Genomic DNA, 14,728 nt, shown 5'->3' on the forward strand with positions numbered 1-14,728 from the left:
AGAGCGCGCCCGGCCGCGCCTCGCGGCTAGGTCCTGTCCGGCGGATCTTCGTGGATCAGCCCGCGGCGTCTGGTGCCGTGCATCGCAAGGCGGAGGATCGCCCATGTACTGGACGTACTTGGGCGACTGACGACAACGCGGCGAGGTGCGGTGCCAGGCGTCGCGGGCCCGCGAAGATCCGCCGGACAGGACCTAACCAAGCTGTCCTGGCGGATGCGCCCAGAGGACCACGGCGTCGTAGCCGTGCCGTTCCCGGATCGCGGCTTTCAGATACTCGACGGGCGGCGCGACCAGGTGGTCCCTGCCATCCGGGTCGGTCCGCTGTGCGCAGAGGCCGGCCGGGAACGCGAAGAGTTCCTCGCGTTCGTCATCCACCGGCCCGTCGGAGTCCTGCGGGATGGGCCGGTACGTCACACGCAGCTCAAGGCTTTCCTCTCTCATCCAGTCACGCTATCCGCCACCCGGACGCGAGATCGGCAGCCCAGCCGCAGGGTCACGAGAACGGCCGAAGCCGCGGAGACGGATCCGGGGCGTCCCCCGAAGTACGCGCCTGCCCCGGCCGAGGCCGGGACAGGTACCCCGGCGCGCTTACGGCAGGTTGCGGGCCATGACGATCCGCTGGACCTGATTCGTGCCTTCATAGATCTGGGTGATCTTGGCGTCGCGCATCATTCGCTCGACCGGGTAGTCGCGCGTGTAGCCGTATCCGCCGAGGAGTTGCACCGCGTCCGTGGTGATCTCCATGGCCGCGTCGGAGGCGAAGCACTTGGCCGCCGCGCCGAAGAAGGTGAGGTCCTCCTTGGCGCTGCCGGCGGTGACGCGCTCCGACCTGGCGGCGGCGGAGTAGGTGAGCTGGCGGGCAGCCTCCAGCTTCATGGCCATGTCGGCGAGCATGAACTGCACGCCCTGGAAGTCGCCGATCGGCTTGCCGAACTGCTTGCGCTCCTGGACATAGCCCTTGGCGTAGTCGAGCGCGCCCTGCGCGATGCCGAGTGCCTGGGCCGCGATCGTGATGCGGGTGTGGTCCAGGGTCTTCATCGCGGTGGCGAAGCCCGTACCCTCCTCGCCGATCAGCCGGTCGGCGGGGATACGGACATGGTCGAGGTAGACCTCGCGCGTCGGGGAGCCCTTGATGCCCAGCTTCTTCTCCGGGGCGCCGAAGGAGACGCCCTCGTCGCCCTTCTCGACCACGAACGCGCTGATGCCCTTGGTGCGCTTGTCCGGGTCGGTGACGGCCATGACCGTGTAGTACTCGGAGACGCCGGCGTTGGTGATCCAGCGCTTCACGCCATTGAGGACGTAGTGGTCGCCGTCCCTCACCGCCTTGGTCTTCATACCGCCCGCGTCGGAGCCCGCGTCCGGCTCGGAGAGGCAGTACGAGAACATCGCGTCGCCCTTGGCCAGCGGCCCCAGATAGGTCTTCTTGAGGTTCTCGGAGCCGGAGAGGATCACCGGCAGCGAGCCCAGCTTGTTCACGGCCGGGATCAGCGAGGAGGAGGCACAGACACGCGCGATCTCCTCGATGACGATCACGGTGGCGAGGGCATCGGCGCCGGCGCCGCCGTACTCCTCGGGGACATGGACCGCGTGCAGATCGGAGGCGACCAGCGCGTCCAGGGCCTCCTGCGGGAAGCGCGCCTCCTCGTCCACCGCCGCGGCGAACGGGGCGATCTTCGCCTCCGCGAGCGCGCGCACGGTCTCGCGGAGCATGTCGTGCTCTTCGGAGGGGCGGTACAGGTCGAAATCAGCCGATCCGGCCACGGTCTTTCACTCCCCAGGATGCTAACTACCGTTAAGTAACACAATTTTAGGGGGCAAGGGCGCCGCCGGGATAGGTGAGTTTGCCGACAGCGAATCCCTACGGGAGAAGTGCCCCTACGGAGCCCTCGGTACGCGCGGCTATGCTCGGGCCCGCACCTGCCCGCATCCCCCTGGAGCACTCACATGGCCCTCAAGATCACCGTGATCGGCACCGGCTATCTCGGCGCCACACACGCCGCGGCCATGGCGGAACTGGGCTTCGAGGTCCTCGGCCTCGACGTGGTCCCGGAGAAGATCGAGCTGCTCTCCACGGGCCGGGTCCCGATGTACGAGCCCGGGCTCGAAGAGTTGCTGCGCAAGCATGTCGCCGGGATCGAGGGATCGACCGGGCGGCTGCGGTTCACCATGGACTGGGCGGAGATCGCGGAGTTCGGCGATGTGCACTTCGTCTGTGTGAACACCCCGCAGAAGCACGGCGAGTACGCCTGCGACATGTCGTACGTCGACTCCGCGATCGAGAGCCTCGCCAAGCATCTGGGCAGGCCCGCGCTGGTCGTCGGCAAGTCGACCGTGCCCGTGGGCAGCGCGGAGCGGCTCGCGGCCCGCATCGTCGAACTGGCGCCCGCGGGCGGCGAGGTGGAGCTGGCCTGGAACCCGGAGTTCCTGCGCGAGGGCTTCGCCGTACAGGACACGCTGCACCCCGACCGGATCGTGGTGGGCGTACGCAGCGAGCACGCCGAGCGGGTGCTGCGCGAGGTGTACGCGACGCCGGTGGGCGAAGGGTCGCCGTTCGTGGTGACGGACTTCCCGACCGCGGAGCTGGTGAAGACCTCCGCGAACTCCTTCCTGGCCACCAAGATCTCGTTCATCAACGCCATGGCGGAGGTCTGCGAGGCGGCCGGCGGCGATGTGGCGAAGCTGGCGGAGGCGCTCGGGTACGACGAGCGGATCGGGAAGAAGTTCCTGCGCGCCGGGATCGGCTTCGGCGGCGGCTGTCTGCCGAAGGACATCCGGGCCTTCATGGCGCGGGCGGGCGAGCTGGGCGCGGACCAGGCGCTGACGTTCCTGCGCGAGGTCGACTCGATCAATATGCGGCGCCGCGGGCACATGGTGGAGCTGGCGCGCGAGGCCGTGGGCGGCGACTCGTCGTTCCTCGGCAAGCGTGTCGCGGTGCTCGGCGCGACCTTCAAGCCGGACTCGGACGACGTACGGGACTCCCCCGCGCTCAATGTCGCGGGGCAGATCCACCTCCAGGGCGGCCAGGTGACGGTGTACGACCCCAAGGGCATGGAGAACGCCAAGCGGCTCTTCCCGACGCTGGGGTACGCGCCGTCCGCGCTGGACGCGGTGCGTGGCGCCGATGTGGTGCTGCATCTGACGGAGTGGCGTGAGTTCCGCGAGCTGGACCCGGCGGCCCTGGGCGAGGCGGCGTCGCGCCGGCTGATCCTGGACGGACGTAACGCGCTGGACCCGGCGCGGTGGCGCGCGGCGGGCTGGACGTACCGCGCGATGGGGCGCCCGCGCGCCTGAACCCGACCGGCCGTCCGCCCGAGCCCGACCGGCCCCGGCCGTCCGCCCGGCCGGACCGGCCGTCCGCCCGAGCCCGGGGCCGTAATCCGTCTGAGCCGGGGCGTCAGTATCTGACCGGGCTCGACGCGAGCATCGGCGAGACCTCCGTCCGCACCCCGTCCACGGTCGCTCCCGCGAACGCGAGCATGGGGACGAGGTCCCGGTTGATGTCGGCGGGGAAGTCGAGCGTGGGCTTCGAGACCTCGTTCAGCGCGTCCATCTGTTCCTTGCCGAGCGTGACGTCCAGCGCGGACAGGTTCTCCCGGAACTGATCCAGCCGGCGCGCGCCGATGATCGTCGAGGTGACCCCGGGACGGCCCCGCACCCAGGCGAGCGCCACCGCCGCCGGGGTCACGCCCAGGTCCCTGGCGACGGTGTCCACCGCCTCGATGACGTCGTAGTCCGCTTCACGCGGCACGCCCATGAGCCCCGTACGTCTGGTGTCGATGGAGCCGGGGCCGGAGCGGGCGTTCTCGCGTGAGTACTTCCCCGAGAGGAATCCGCTCCTGAGCGGGGACCATGGCATCACGCCCATACCGCATTCGCGCGCCATGGGAATCAGCTCGCCCTCGGCCGTCCGTTCCAGCAGTGAGTATTCGAGCTGGGTGGCGACCACCGGGGACCAGCCCCGGAAACGCGCGATGGTCTGGGCCTCGGCGGCTTTCCAGGCCGGAATGTCGGAGAAGCCGATATACCGGATCTTGCCCGCCGTCACAAGATCGTCGAGACAGCGCAGGGTCTCCTCGACGGGCACGGTGCGGTCCCAGTTGTGGAGCCAGTAGATGTCGATGTAATCCATCCGCAGCCGGCGGAGGGAATCCTCGCACTGGTCGACCATGGCCTTGCGCCCCGCGCCGCCTCCGTTCGGATCTCCCTCATGGAGATTGCAGAAGAACTTCGTGCCGATGACCGTGCGATCGCGTCGGGTGCTCTTCTGCGCGAAGAAATCACCGATGATCTTCTCCGAATGGCCATTGGTATAGATATTGGCCGTGTCGATGAAGTTTCCGCCGCGATCGAGATATTCGTTCATCATCGCCGCGGACGCGGCCTCGGTGGCGCCCCAGCCGTGGTCCTCGCCGAAGGTCATGGCCCCCAGGCAGAAGGGGCTGACCCGCAGTCCCGAGCGGCCGAGGGTGACATAGGAATCGAGTGGCATGTCCGCTCCCTGACGTCGGACGTCTCAGGTCGCGCCGCGGGTGGCGCCGCGGCGCTCTCTTTCAGCGAACCACCGGGGCGCCCTCCTCGCGCGCCGCGGGAGAGCGCGGATCTCAGCCGTCCAGTTCCTCGATCGTCGCCGACGAAGGACCGCGTTCGTCCCGCAGGCCCCGTGCCACGTCCTCCGCCGCGCGCAGCACCCGTACGGCATTGCGCCAGGTCAGCTTCGCCAGGTCCCCGGCGGACCAGTTACGGGCCAGGAGCTCCGCGATCAGGTTCGGGTAGCCCGAGACATCGTCCAGGCCGGCCGGGGTGAAGGCCGTGCCGTCGAAGTCGCCGCCGATGCCGATGTGGTCGATGCCGGCGGTCTCGCGCATATGGTCCAGATGGTCCGCGACCGTCGCCGCCGTGGCGGTCGGGCGGGGGTGGGAGACCTCGAACGCCTGGTGGATCTCCATCGCGCGCGCGGTGGTGTCGAGCGGGTGCAGACCGTGCGCCCGCATGTTCTCGTCCGCCGCCTGGGTCCAGGCCACCGCCGCGGGGAGGATGAACTTCGGTACGAACGTGGCCATCGCCACGCCGCCGTTCGCGGGCAGCTTCTCCAGCACGTCGTCGGGGATATTGCGCGGGTGGTCACAGACGGCCCGTGCCGAGGAGTGCGAGAAGATCACCGGCGCGCCGGTGGTGGCGAGCGCGTCGCGCATCGTCGTGGCGGCCACGTGCGAGAGGTCGACCAGCATGCCGGTCCGGTTCATTTCGCGGACCACCTCGCGGCCGAAGGCCGAGAGCCCGCCGACGCCCGGGACGTCCGTCGCCGAGTCCGCCCACGCGAGGTTGTCGTTGTGGGTGAGCGTCATATAGCGAACGCCCAGGGTATGGAGGGCCCGCAGTGTGGCGAGGGAGTTGTTGATGGAGTGGCCGCCCTCGGCGCCCATCAGGGAGGCGATCTTGCCGTGGCGCCGCGCCGTCTCCATGTCGTCCGCCGTCAGGGCGCGGGACAGATCGGCCGGGTAGCGGGCCAGCAGCCGGCCGACCACGTCGATCTGCTCCAGCGTCGCGCTGACCGCGTCGTCGCCGGCCATGTCGGACCGTACGTACACGGACCAGAACTGGCCGCCGACGCCGCCCCGCCGCAGCCGGGGGATGTCGGTGTGCAGCTTGCCCGACAGATCGTCCGCGATGTCGAGCCGGTCCAGGTCGTAGCGCACATGCTCGCGCAGCGCCCATGGCAGGTCGTTGTGTCCGTCGACCACCGGGAAGTCGGCCAGCAGGGCACGGGCCTCGTCGAGGAAAGGCGTGGAGGGGGTGGCGGGCGTGGAGTCCATGGCCGTGACCGTCACTTTCCGAATCCGAAGTGGTCCGCGCCTTCGGCCTTCGCCCGCAGCCGCTTGCCCTTCGCCGTCGCCTGTTCGTTCAGCTCCTGCTGGAACTCCCGCATCCTGGCCCGGAGTTCGGGGTCGTGGGCGGCGAGGATTCGGGCGGCGAGCAGCCCCGCGTTACGGGCGCCGCCGACCGAGACCGTGGCGACCGGCACACCGGCGGGCATCTGGACGATGGACAGCAGCGAGTCCATGCCGTCGAGATACTTCAGCGGTACGGGGACACCGATCACCGGCAGCGGGGTCACCGAGGCGAGCATGCCCGGCAGATGCGCCGCGCCGCCCGCGCCCGCGATGACCGCCTTGAGCCCGCGCCCGGCGGCCTCCTCGCCGTACGCGATCATCTCGCGCGGCATGCGGTGCGCGGAGACGACATCGACCTCGTACGGGATCTCGAACTCGTGGAGGGCCTTCGCGGCGGCCTCCATGACGGGCCAGTCGGAATCCGAGCCCATGACGACGCCGACCAGGGGCGTGGCGCGCGCGTCAGCGCTCGATGAGGGGCGGTGGCCGGGTGACGGGTGGGCAGTCATTCGGTGATCGTTCCTCGGAGGTAGCCGGCGGCGTGGCGGGCGCGCTCCAGCACGTCGTCCAGGTCGTCGCCGTAGGTGTTGACATGCCCCACCTTGCGGCCGGGTTTCACGTCCTTGCCATACATGTGGATCTTCAGCCGTGGGTCCCGGGCCATGCAATGCAGATAGGCCGCGTACATGTCCGGATAGTCGCCGCCCAGCACATTGCACATGACCGTCCAGGGCGCACGCGGGCGCGGGTCGCCGAGCGGCAGATCGAGCACGGCACGCACATGGTTGGCGAACTGCGAGGTGATCGCGCCGTCCTGGGTCCAGTGCCCGGAGTTGTGCGGGCGCATCGCCAGTTCGTTGACGAGGATGCCGGGGGTCCCGTCGTCGGCCCGGGTCTCGAAGAGTTCCACCGCGAGATGGCCCACGACCCCCAGCTCGGCGGCTATCCGCAGCGCGAGCCGCTGGGCCTCGCCGGCCAGTTCGTCCGACAGTCCGGGCGCGGGGGCGATGACGGTGTCACAGACGCCGTCGACCTGCCGGGACTCGACCACGGGATACGCGACGGCCTGGCCGTGCGGGGAGCGGACGATGTTCGCGGCCAGCTCGCGTACGAAGTCGACCTTCTCCTCGGCGAGTACGGGGACCCCGGCGCGGAAGGGCTGCTCGGCGTCCTTCTCGGACCGTACGACCCAGACGCCCTTGCCGTCGTAGCCGCCGCGCACCGTCTTGAGGATGACCGGGAAGCCGTCCACCTCGGCGGCGAAGGCCGCCACGTCGGCCGGGCCGGTGACGATGCGGTGGCGCGGGCAGGGCGCGCCCAGCTCGGTCAGCCTGGCGCGCATGACGCCCTTGTCCTGAGCGTGCACCAGCGCGTCGGGTCCGGGCCTGACGGGGATTCCGTCCGCCTCCAGGGCGCGCAGATGCTCGATCGGCACATGCTCGTGATCGAACGTGATCACATCGCAGCCACGCGCGAAGTCACGCAGCGTGTCCAGGTCGCGGTAGTCGCCGACGACGACATCGCTGACCACCTGGGCCGCCGAGTCCTGCGGGGTGTCACTGAGGAGCTTGAATCTGAGGCCGAGGGGGATGCCCGCCTCGTGGGTCATACGGGCGAGCTGACCGCCGCCGACCATGCCGACTACCGGGAACGTCACGCCCCCAGGGTATCCGCCGCCCGGCGGGGCCTGCCCCCGAGCACGGCCGGGGCCCCCTCCCGTACGGGCGTCCCCCGTACGGCCGCCACCCACGGTGACCGAACGTGACATACGGTCCCCCAGGCGGCGGAAGGGGCCGCTGGTTAGCATGGTTCGGAACTGACATCGACCGGACGGGGCTGAACGGGCATATGAGCGAACGGGGCGCACTCCGCGTGCGACTGGACCGGCTCGTCCGCGAGGTGGTCAAGTTCGGCGCGGTGGGCGGCGCGGGGCTGCTGGTCAACCTGCTGGTCTTCAATCTCGTACGGCACACCACCACGCTCCCCGTGGTACGGGCCAGCATCCTGGCCACCGTCGTCGCGATCGCCTTCAACTATGTGGGCTTCCGCTACTTCACCTACCGGGACCGGGACAAGAGCCGCCGCACGAAGGAGCTGACGCTCTTCCTGTTGTTCAGCGTGGTCGGCCTGGTCATCGAGAACGGGGTGCTCTACACGGCGACGTACGGCTTCGGCTGGGACAGCCCGCTCCAGAGCAATGTCTTCAAGTTCCTCGGCATCGGGATCGCGACGCTCTTCCGCTTCTGGTCGTACCGCACCTGGGTGTTCCGTGCCCAGCCCGCCGCCGCGGCCGTGGGACTGCCGGAGGAATCGTTCCTGGAGCGGGACCCGCAGCGCCCGCGGCCCCATCGCGTCCGCGGCTGAGGAAGCCCTGGGGAAGCCCCTGTGGAAGCCCTCGTGGAGGGCCCTTGTGGAGGCAGGCCCCGAGGGCGGGTCACGCCACCCTGGTCAGCGGACCGGCCGCTCCGGGGATTTCGGCGCCTTGCGGGTACCGGCCTCCCGGCTCAGGAAGAGCGCGAAGACCGGCGGCTGCTGCTGGAGCAGCTCCAGCCGGCCGCCGTCCGCCTCCGCCAGGTCGCGCGCCACGGCGAGGCCGATCCCGGTGGAGTTGCGGCCACTGATGGTGCGCTCGAAGATCCGCGCCCCGAGGTCCGCCGGAACGCCCGGGCCCTCGTCGGTCACCTCGATGACGGACTGGTTGCCGGTGACACGGGTGCGCAGGGCGACCGTACCGCCCCCGTGCATGAGTGAGTTCTCGATCAGCGCGGCCAGCACCTGCGCGACCGCGCCCGGTGTGCCGACGGCCCGCATCCCCTGCCGGCCCGAGCAGACGATGGCCCGCCCGGCGCTGCGGTAGGCCGGGCGCCACTCCTCGATCTGCTGTTTGACGACCTCGTCGAGATCGAAGGCGACGGCGGAGCCGGTACGCGGGTCCCGCGCGTTGGTGAGCAGCCGCTCCACCACATCGGTCAGCCGCTCGACCTGTGCCAGCGCGACCATCGCCTCCTCCTTCACCGTCTCCAGGTCGTCGGTGGCGGAGATCTCCTCCAGCCGCATCGAGAGGGCGGTCAGCGGCGTACGGAGCTGATGCGAGGCGTCCGCGGCGAGCCGCCGCTCGGCGGTGAGCATCCGGGCGATGCGCTCGGCGCTGGAGTCGAGGACATCGGCGACCCGGTCGAGCTCGGGCACCGCGTACCTCTTGTGCCGGGGGCGCGGGTCGCCGGAGCCCAGGCGCTCCGCGGTCTCCGCGAGATCGGTGAGCGGCGAGGCCAGCTTGTTGGCCTGGCGTACGGCGAGCAGTACGGCGGCGATGACCGCGAGCAGCGCCACCGCGCCGATGATCAGGAGGGTGCGGCCGACCTCACGGGTCACGGAGGAGCGGGGCTCCTCGACGATGACGGTCTCGCCCTCCTCCCCCTTCGCCTTGCCCCGGATGACGCTGCCGGTCGGCCGCTCGCCGAGCTCGACGACGGGACGGCCCGGGATCTCGATCCGGGCGTACCGCGTCTGGTTGATCTGTTCGGCCAGCACCTTGGCACTGATGTGGTCGTCGGCGAGGAGGCGGCTGTCGACGATGCTCACCAGCCGCACCGCCTCGGAGTCCACGCTCTCCTGCGCGCTGCTGCTGATCGTGCGGGTCTCGACGATGACGAGCGACACCCCGAAGACGGCGATGACGACGAGCACCACGGCGAGCGTGGAGTTGATCAGACGCCGGCGCAAGGTGCCCTAGCTCTTCTCGAACCGGAAGCCGACCCCGCGCACGGTGGCGATATAGCGCGGGTTGGCGGCGTCGTCCCCGAGCTTCTTGCGCAGCCAGGAGATATGCATGTCGAGGGTCTTGGTCGACGACCACCAGGTGGTGTCCCAGACCTCGCGCATCAGCTGGTCGCGGGTGACGACCCGGCCCGCGTCCCGGACGAGGACGCGCAGCAGGTCGAACTCCTTGGCGGTGAGCTGGAGTTCCTCGTCGCCCATCCAGGCGCGGTGCGACTCGACGTCGATCCGTACGCCATGGGTGGCGGGGGCGGGCACGGGGTCCGAGGCGCCGCGCCGGAGCAGCGCCCGTACGCGTGCCAGCAGCTCCGCGAGCCGGAAGGGTTTGGTCACATAGTCGTCGGCGCCGGCGTCCAGGCCGACCACGGTGTCCACCTCGTCGGCGCGGGCGGTCAGCACCAGGATCGGCACGGCGTGGCCCTCGGCGCGCAGTCGGCGGGCGACTTCGAGGCCGTCCATCCCTGGCAGGCCCAGGTCGAGTACGACCAGATCGACACCGCCCTGGAGGCCGGCGTCCAGCGCGGTCGGACCGTCTTCGCGGACCTCGACCTCGTAACCCTCCCGACGCAGGGCGCGGGCCAGCGGCTCCGAGATGGAAGCGTCGTCCTCGGCGAGCAGTACACGGGTCATGGGGTGATGGTAGACCGCACGGGGCGGCGCTTGGGCCCTGCGCGGCAACGCCTTCGAGTTCATGTGCGATCCGATGATCTACCTTCGAATATAAGAGTCTAGTTCCATCAGAACCTGTGATTCATCTCTCAACTCCTTCCATAGGGGTCTCTGTCATGTCGTATGGTGGCGAGACGCCTGTAGTACCACCAGGAGACCTTTGGCCTGCTGAGCGCCGAGGGTCTCCTCTTCGCGTCTCCGTGCCGGGGACGGCGTGTCCCGCTCTCCGGCCCACCCCCACACGGCCCCCCACGGCCCCCCACACCGGGCGCGTCACCGCTGACCGAGCGCCGCGTCCCGAGCGAACAAGGATCGACCCATGGCCTCCAGCCTGACGAAGGACTCGCCCAGCGCTCCCGCCGGACCCGAGAAGACCTTCTTCGGCCACCCCCGCGGACTGGCCACGCTCTTCATGACCGAGATGTGGGAGCGCTTCAGCTTCTACGGCATGAGAGCCCTGCTCACCATCTATCTGATCTCCGGTGGCCCCGATGCCTCGAAGGGGCTTCAGGGCGGCGGGCTCGGCATGGATCTGGCCACCACGACGGCCATCTACTCCATCTACCTGTCCATGGTCTATCTGCTGGCGATGCCCGGTGGCTGGCTGGGCGACCGGGTCTGGGGGCCGCGCAAGACCGTCACGATCGCGGCCTGCACGATCATGCTGGGCCATCTCACCCTGGCCCTGCCGGGGACGGGGAGCTTCTTCGCCGGTCTGGCGCTGGTGGCGCTCGGTTCGGGTCTGCTGAAGGCCAATATCTCCACGATGGTCGGCCATCTCTACGACGGCCCCAACGACCCGCGCCGTGACGGCGGGTTCACCATCTTCTACATGGGCATCAACATCGGTGCCTTCTTCGCCCCCCTGATCATCGGCACCGTCGGCGAGACCTACAACTGGCATCTGGGCTTCGCCCTCGCGGCGCTCGGCATGGGCATCGGCCTGATCATGTTCCTGCTCGGTACGAAGCATCTGAGCCCGGAGAGCAGCCGTGTCCCGACCCCGCTCTCCCGCGAGGAGCGCGCCGGCTGGCTGCGCAAGGGCATGACCTGGCTGCTGATCGCCGCCGTCTTCTACGGCGTCGTCGGCCTCAGCGGCAACTTCACGCTCAACTGGGCGATGGTCCCGCTGACGCTCGCGGGCATCGCGATCCCGGCCGCCGTACTGATCCGGATCAAGCGCGACAAGGAGCTGTCGGAGACCGAGCAGACCAGGATGTCCGGGTACATCTGGTTCTTCGTGGCCGCGGCCGTGTTCTGGATGATCTACGACCAGGGCGGCTCCACGGTCCAGGCGTTCGGTACGACGAAGGCCTCGGGCGAGCTGTTCGGACTGGGCTTCCCGTCCTCCTGGTACCAGTCGCTGAACCCGGTGTTCATCATGGCGCTCGCGCCGGTCTTCGCCTGGTTCTGGCTCTGGCTGAACCGCCGCGGCCAGGAGCCGAGCACGGTCGTGAAGTTCGCCGCCGGGCTGTTCTTCGTCGGCGTCTCGTTCTTCTTCTTCCTGGTCCCGCTGGCGATGGCGGCGGACGGCACGCTGGTCAGCCCGCTGTGGCTGGTGGGCATCTATCTGATCCAGACCGTGGGCGAGCTGTGCGTCTCCCCGGTGGGGCTGTCGGTGACGACGAAGATGGCGCCGGCGAAGTACGCGAGCCAGATGATGGGAATCTGGTTCCTGGCGGTCACCGCGGGCGACTCCGTGACCGGCCTGCTCTCCATCGGCGGGGTCGATCTGGGCAAGACGGGTGTGGTGGCCCTGGAGGCACTGCTCGCGTCCCTGGCCGGCTTCGCGGTCTTCATGTACCGCAGGAAGGTCCGGGCGCTGATGGGCGACATCCACTAGGGCGTCTCTTCAGGCGTCTCTTCAAGCGTCTCTTCAGGCGGGCCTTCAGGCGGGTCTTCGAAGGAGCGCCCACGAGATGTGAGAGGGCCGCCGCGCCGGGTAACGGTCGCGGCGGCCCCGTCGCGTCAGCTACGCGCGTCACGACGGAGCGGCCAGCTCCGCCCAGACCGTTTTGCCGGCCGCGCCGGGTGCCCGGACCACGCCCCAGTCGAGGCAGAGCCGCTGGACGATGAACATGCCGTGGCCGCCGGGGCGTCCCGCGCGATGCGGGGTGCGGGGGGCCGGCTGGCCCGCACCGCGGTCCGTGACCTCAAGACGCAGCACCTTGGCGGTGTGCGCGACCCGCAGCCCTTCGGGACCCTCCGCGTGCAGACACGCGTTGGTGACCAGCTCGGAGACGACCAGCAGTACGTCCTCCGCCGCCGCCCGCTGGTCCGCGGTCGACGCGGGGAGCCAGCCCCAGTCGTAGAGCGCCTGGCGGGTGAAGTCGCGCGCGAGCGGTACGACACCGCTGGCGCCGACCAAGGCGAGCGACCGTACCCGCGCGCCGGACGCGGCGGCGGTTCCCGCACCGTCCGGCTCGGGGCCGAGGTCGCCCGGCGGAGGCTGCCGGGTGGTGCTCATCAGCGCTTCACCTCACCGATTCACCGAATAATCCAGTTCTTGATCTACAGAGAGTGCGGGTTCCCGGAGGGCGGGCTCCCGCTGGGTCCGCCGGGTGTCTTCTGCCCCTCCGAATCGTGACAACACCCACTTCACCGATCCGGAAATGGTGAGGAGCGCAACAAGACAGGGCAGGGCGAGGGTCCGGGTTGTGGCCCGGGGTGCAGAGTAGCGGCCGGAGTCAGTCGGCCAGGGCCTCTTCGAGGGAGTCGTGGACGGTGAAGACCGCGTCCGCGCCGGTGATCTCGAAGACCCGGGCCACCACGGGCAGCATCGCGGCGAGATGGACCCCGCCGCCGGCGGCATCCGCCTTGAGGCGGGCGCCCAGCAGAACATTGAGTCCGGTGGAATCGCAGAATTCCAGTTGCGAACAGTCGATCACAAGGCGTGACCGGCCCTGTTCGAGTGCTTCGTCCAGAGGTGTCCGCAACAGATCGGCCGTGTGGTGATCCAACTCACCGGCCACCGTCACCACTTCGCTCCGGCCCTCGGTCCGAACCCCGACCCGAAGCCGGCCCCGGTTCGTGCTGCCGACCGTCTGGCGGTCCATGCCCGTCCCTCTTCGCCGTGTCGTGCGCCGTCGTCAGATTCTGCCGTCTCGGCGCCATCTGATCCCGATGACGCCACTCGAACATTACGCCTTTCACACGCCGACCGGTACCCAAAGTCCCCCACAATAAGGACATATGAAACAATTAACACTTGCAACTGTCCGTGCCTAACGGGTAGGGCTTGTAGGGACACATCCGACCACGGCCGGCTTTGGAGGCGCCGCACACCGCAGCAGCGCGCATTGGCATCGGCAGCCATATGCCGAGAACGTATGGAGGAGACCCATGTCACCCCCGCTCGACGACACGCGTACCCAGCACGCGCCGTCGACAACTCCGTCCGCCCCCCACGAGACCGACATCACGTCGGCCGGCATAGCCTCACAGACCGGCACCGCCTCACAGACCGGCACCGCCTCGCGGGCCCGCGTCGCCTCGCGGACCGGCGTCGAGGGCCTTGAGGACCTGCCCGAGATCCCGCCCTTCGACGAGGTGGGCGCGGTGGATGCCCGAGCCCTCTCGAAGACGCTCTTCGCCCGGCTGGAAGCCCTCGAAGAGGGCACGCACGAGCACGCGTATGTCCGCAACACCCTGGTCGAGCTGAATCTCGCCCTGGTGAAGTTCGCGGCCGCCCGGTTCCGCTCCCGCAGCGAACCGTTGGAGGACATCGTGCAGGTCGGCACGATCGGTCTGATCAAGGCCATCGACCGCTTCGAGCTGAGCCGCGGCGTCGAGTTCCCCACCTTCGCGATGCCGACCATCGTCGGCGAGATCAAGCGTTTCTTCCGCGACACGTCGTGGTCGGTACGCGTACCGCGCAGACTCCAGGAACTCCGCCTCGACCTCGCCAAGGCGGGCGACGAACTGGCCCAGCAGCTCGACCGGGCACCCACCGTCGCCGAACTCGCCCACCGCCTCGACATCACCAACGAGGAGGTCGTCGAGGGCATGGCGGCGAGCAACGCGTACACCGCGAGCTCGCTGGACGCCCAGCCCGAGGACGACGACTCCGAGGGCGCGCTCGCGGACCGGATCGGCTACGAGGACCATGGGCTCGAAGGCATCGAGTACGTCGAGTCCCTGAAGCCGCTGATCGCGAGCCTGCCGTCGCGGGACCGCAAGATCCTCTCCCTGCGCTTCGTCGCCAATATGACGCAGTCGGAGATCGGCGAGGAGCTCAATATCTCCCAGATGCATGTGTCCCGGCTGCTCTCCCGCACCCTCAAGAGACTCAGAAAGGGTCTGACGCTGGAGGAGTGAGGCACCCGCGCTCCCCGCCCCGGCGGCCTTATTGACGGCTCGTCCGTTATGGGCCACATTGAGCCGGGCAGGGG

General features: G+C 69.3%; 14 protein-coding genes. 4 read left to right on the forward strand and 10 right to left on the reverse strand.

What is annotated here, in order from left to right; genetic code table 11:
• Positions 1–192 precede the first annotated feature (192 nt).
• Together ABTZ59_RS25125 and ABTZ59_RS25130 are read right to left on the reverse strand one after the other, a co-directional pair.
• Positions 193–441: a hypothetical protein gene (locus tag ABTZ59_RS25125; RefSeq protein ID WP_249952559.1), complete on the reverse strand. Its 249-nt coding sequence runs from the start codon at positions 439–441 to the stop codon at positions 193–195.
• A 147-nt stretch (positions 442–588) separates the two neighbouring features.
• A complete protein-coding gene (locus ABTZ59_RS25130) occupies positions 589–1,761 on the reverse strand; it encodes an acyl-CoA dehydrogenase (RefSeq protein WP_351415674.1) in 1,173 nt (390 codons plus the stop codon).
• Positions 1,762–1,944: 183 nt separating this feature from the next.
• Here ABTZ59_RS25130 and ABTZ59_RS25135 point away from each other — a divergent pair, with 183 nt between their 5' ends.
• Positions 1,945–3,291, forward strand: a complete 1,347-nt coding sequence (locus tag ABTZ59_RS25135; protein WP_351415681.1) for a UDP-glucose dehydrogenase family protein — start codon at positions 1,945–1,947, stop codon at positions 3,289–3,291.
• Between the two features lie 103 nt (positions 3,292–3,394).
• Here ABTZ59_RS25135 and ABTZ59_RS25140 read toward each other — a convergent pair whose 3' ends face one another.
• The 4 genes from ABTZ59_RS25140 to ABTZ59_RS25155 form a co-directional block, all read right to left on the reverse strand.
• Positions 3,395–4,489: an aldo/keto reductase gene (locus ABTZ59_RS25140; protein ID WP_351415686.1), complete on the reverse strand. Its 1,095-nt coding sequence runs from the start codon at positions 4,487–4,489 to the stop codon at positions 3,395–3,397.
• Positions 4,490–4,601: 112 nt separating this feature from the next.
• The gene (locus ABTZ59_RS25145) at positions 4,602–5,813 is read right to left on the reverse strand and encodes a dipeptidase (protein WP_351415692.1); all 1,212 of its coding nucleotides are present in this window, start codon (positions 5,811–5,813) and stop codon (positions 4,602–4,604) included.
• 11 nt (positions 5,814–5,824) lie between these two features.
• Positions 5,825–6,400, reverse strand: coding sequence for a 5-(carboxyamino)imidazole ribonucleotide mutase (purE, locus tag ABTZ59_RS25150; protein ID WP_351415698.1), 576 nt, complete (start codon positions 6,398–6,400; stop codon positions 5,825–5,827).
• Positions 6,397–7,548 (reverse strand): 5-(carboxyamino)imidazole ribonucleotide synthase, encoded by a 1,152-nt coding sequence (locus tag ABTZ59_RS25155; protein WP_351415706.1) that lies wholly within the window; start codon positions 7,546–7,548, stop codon positions 6,397–6,399. Before ABTZ59_RS25155 ends, purE begins: the two co-directional genes overlap by 4 nt.
• A gap of 191 nt (positions 7,549–7,739) precedes the next feature.
• On the opposite strand from ABTZ59_RS25155, the gene ABTZ59_RS25160 reads away from it, so the two are divergent.
• Positions 7,740–8,255, forward strand: coding sequence for a GtrA family protein (locus ABTZ59_RS25160; RefSeq protein ID WP_351415713.1), 516 nt, complete (start codon positions 7,740–7,742; stop codon positions 8,253–8,255).
• Between the two features lie 84 nt (positions 8,256–8,339).
• Here ABTZ59_RS25160 and ABTZ59_RS25165 read toward each other — a convergent pair whose 3' ends face one another.
• Entirely contained in the window at positions 8,340–9,614 is a 1,275-nt protein-coding gene (locus tag ABTZ59_RS25165) for a sensor histidine kinase (protein WP_351415718.1), read from the reverse strand.
• Positions 9,615–9,620: 6 nt separating this feature from the next.
• Positions 9,621–10,298 (reverse strand): response regulator transcription factor, encoded by a 678-nt coding sequence (locus ABTZ59_RS25170; RefSeq protein ID WP_030351003.1) that lies wholly within the window; start codon positions 10,296–10,298, stop codon positions 9,621–9,623.
• A gap of 358 nt (positions 10,299–10,656) precedes the next feature.
• Between ABTZ59_RS25170 and ABTZ59_RS25175 the strand changes: the two genes are divergently transcribed.
• Entirely contained in the window at positions 10,657–12,180 is a 1,524-nt protein-coding gene (locus ABTZ59_RS25175) for a peptide MFS transporter (protein ID WP_351415726.1), read from the forward strand.
• A 138-nt stretch (positions 12,181–12,318) separates the two neighbouring features.
• On the opposite strand, the gene ABTZ59_RS25180 is transcribed toward ABTZ59_RS25175, so the two are convergent.
• Together ABTZ59_RS25180 and ABTZ59_RS25185 are read right to left on the reverse strand one after the other, a co-directional pair.
• Positions 12,319–12,804 (reverse strand): ATP-binding protein, encoded by a 486-nt coding sequence (locus ABTZ59_RS25180; protein ID WP_351415730.1) that lies wholly within the window; start codon positions 12,802–12,804, stop codon positions 12,319–12,321.
• Between the two features lie 220 nt (positions 12,805–13,024).
• Complete coding sequence (locus tag ABTZ59_RS25185; protein WP_249952569.1) at positions 13,025–13,393, reverse strand: STAS domain-containing protein; 369 nt, start codon at positions 13,391–13,393, stop codon at positions 13,025–13,027.
• 286 nt (positions 13,394–13,679) lie between these two features.
• On the opposite strand from ABTZ59_RS25185, the gene ABTZ59_RS25190 reads away from it, so the two are divergent.
• Positions 13,680–14,654 carry an RNA polymerase sigma factor SigF gene (locus ABTZ59_RS25190; RefSeq protein ID WP_351415737.1) on the forward strand — a complete coding sequence of 325 codons (975 nt, stop codon included), beginning with the start codon at positions 13,680–13,682 and terminating at the stop codon, positions 14,652–14,654.
• Positions 14,655–14,728 lie beyond the last annotated feature (74 nt).

It is taken from the genome of Streptomyces sp. NPDC094034 (genome assembly GCF_040303865.1).
GTDB lineage: Bacteria > Actinomycetota > Actinomycetes > Streptomycetales > Streptomycetaceae > Streptomyces.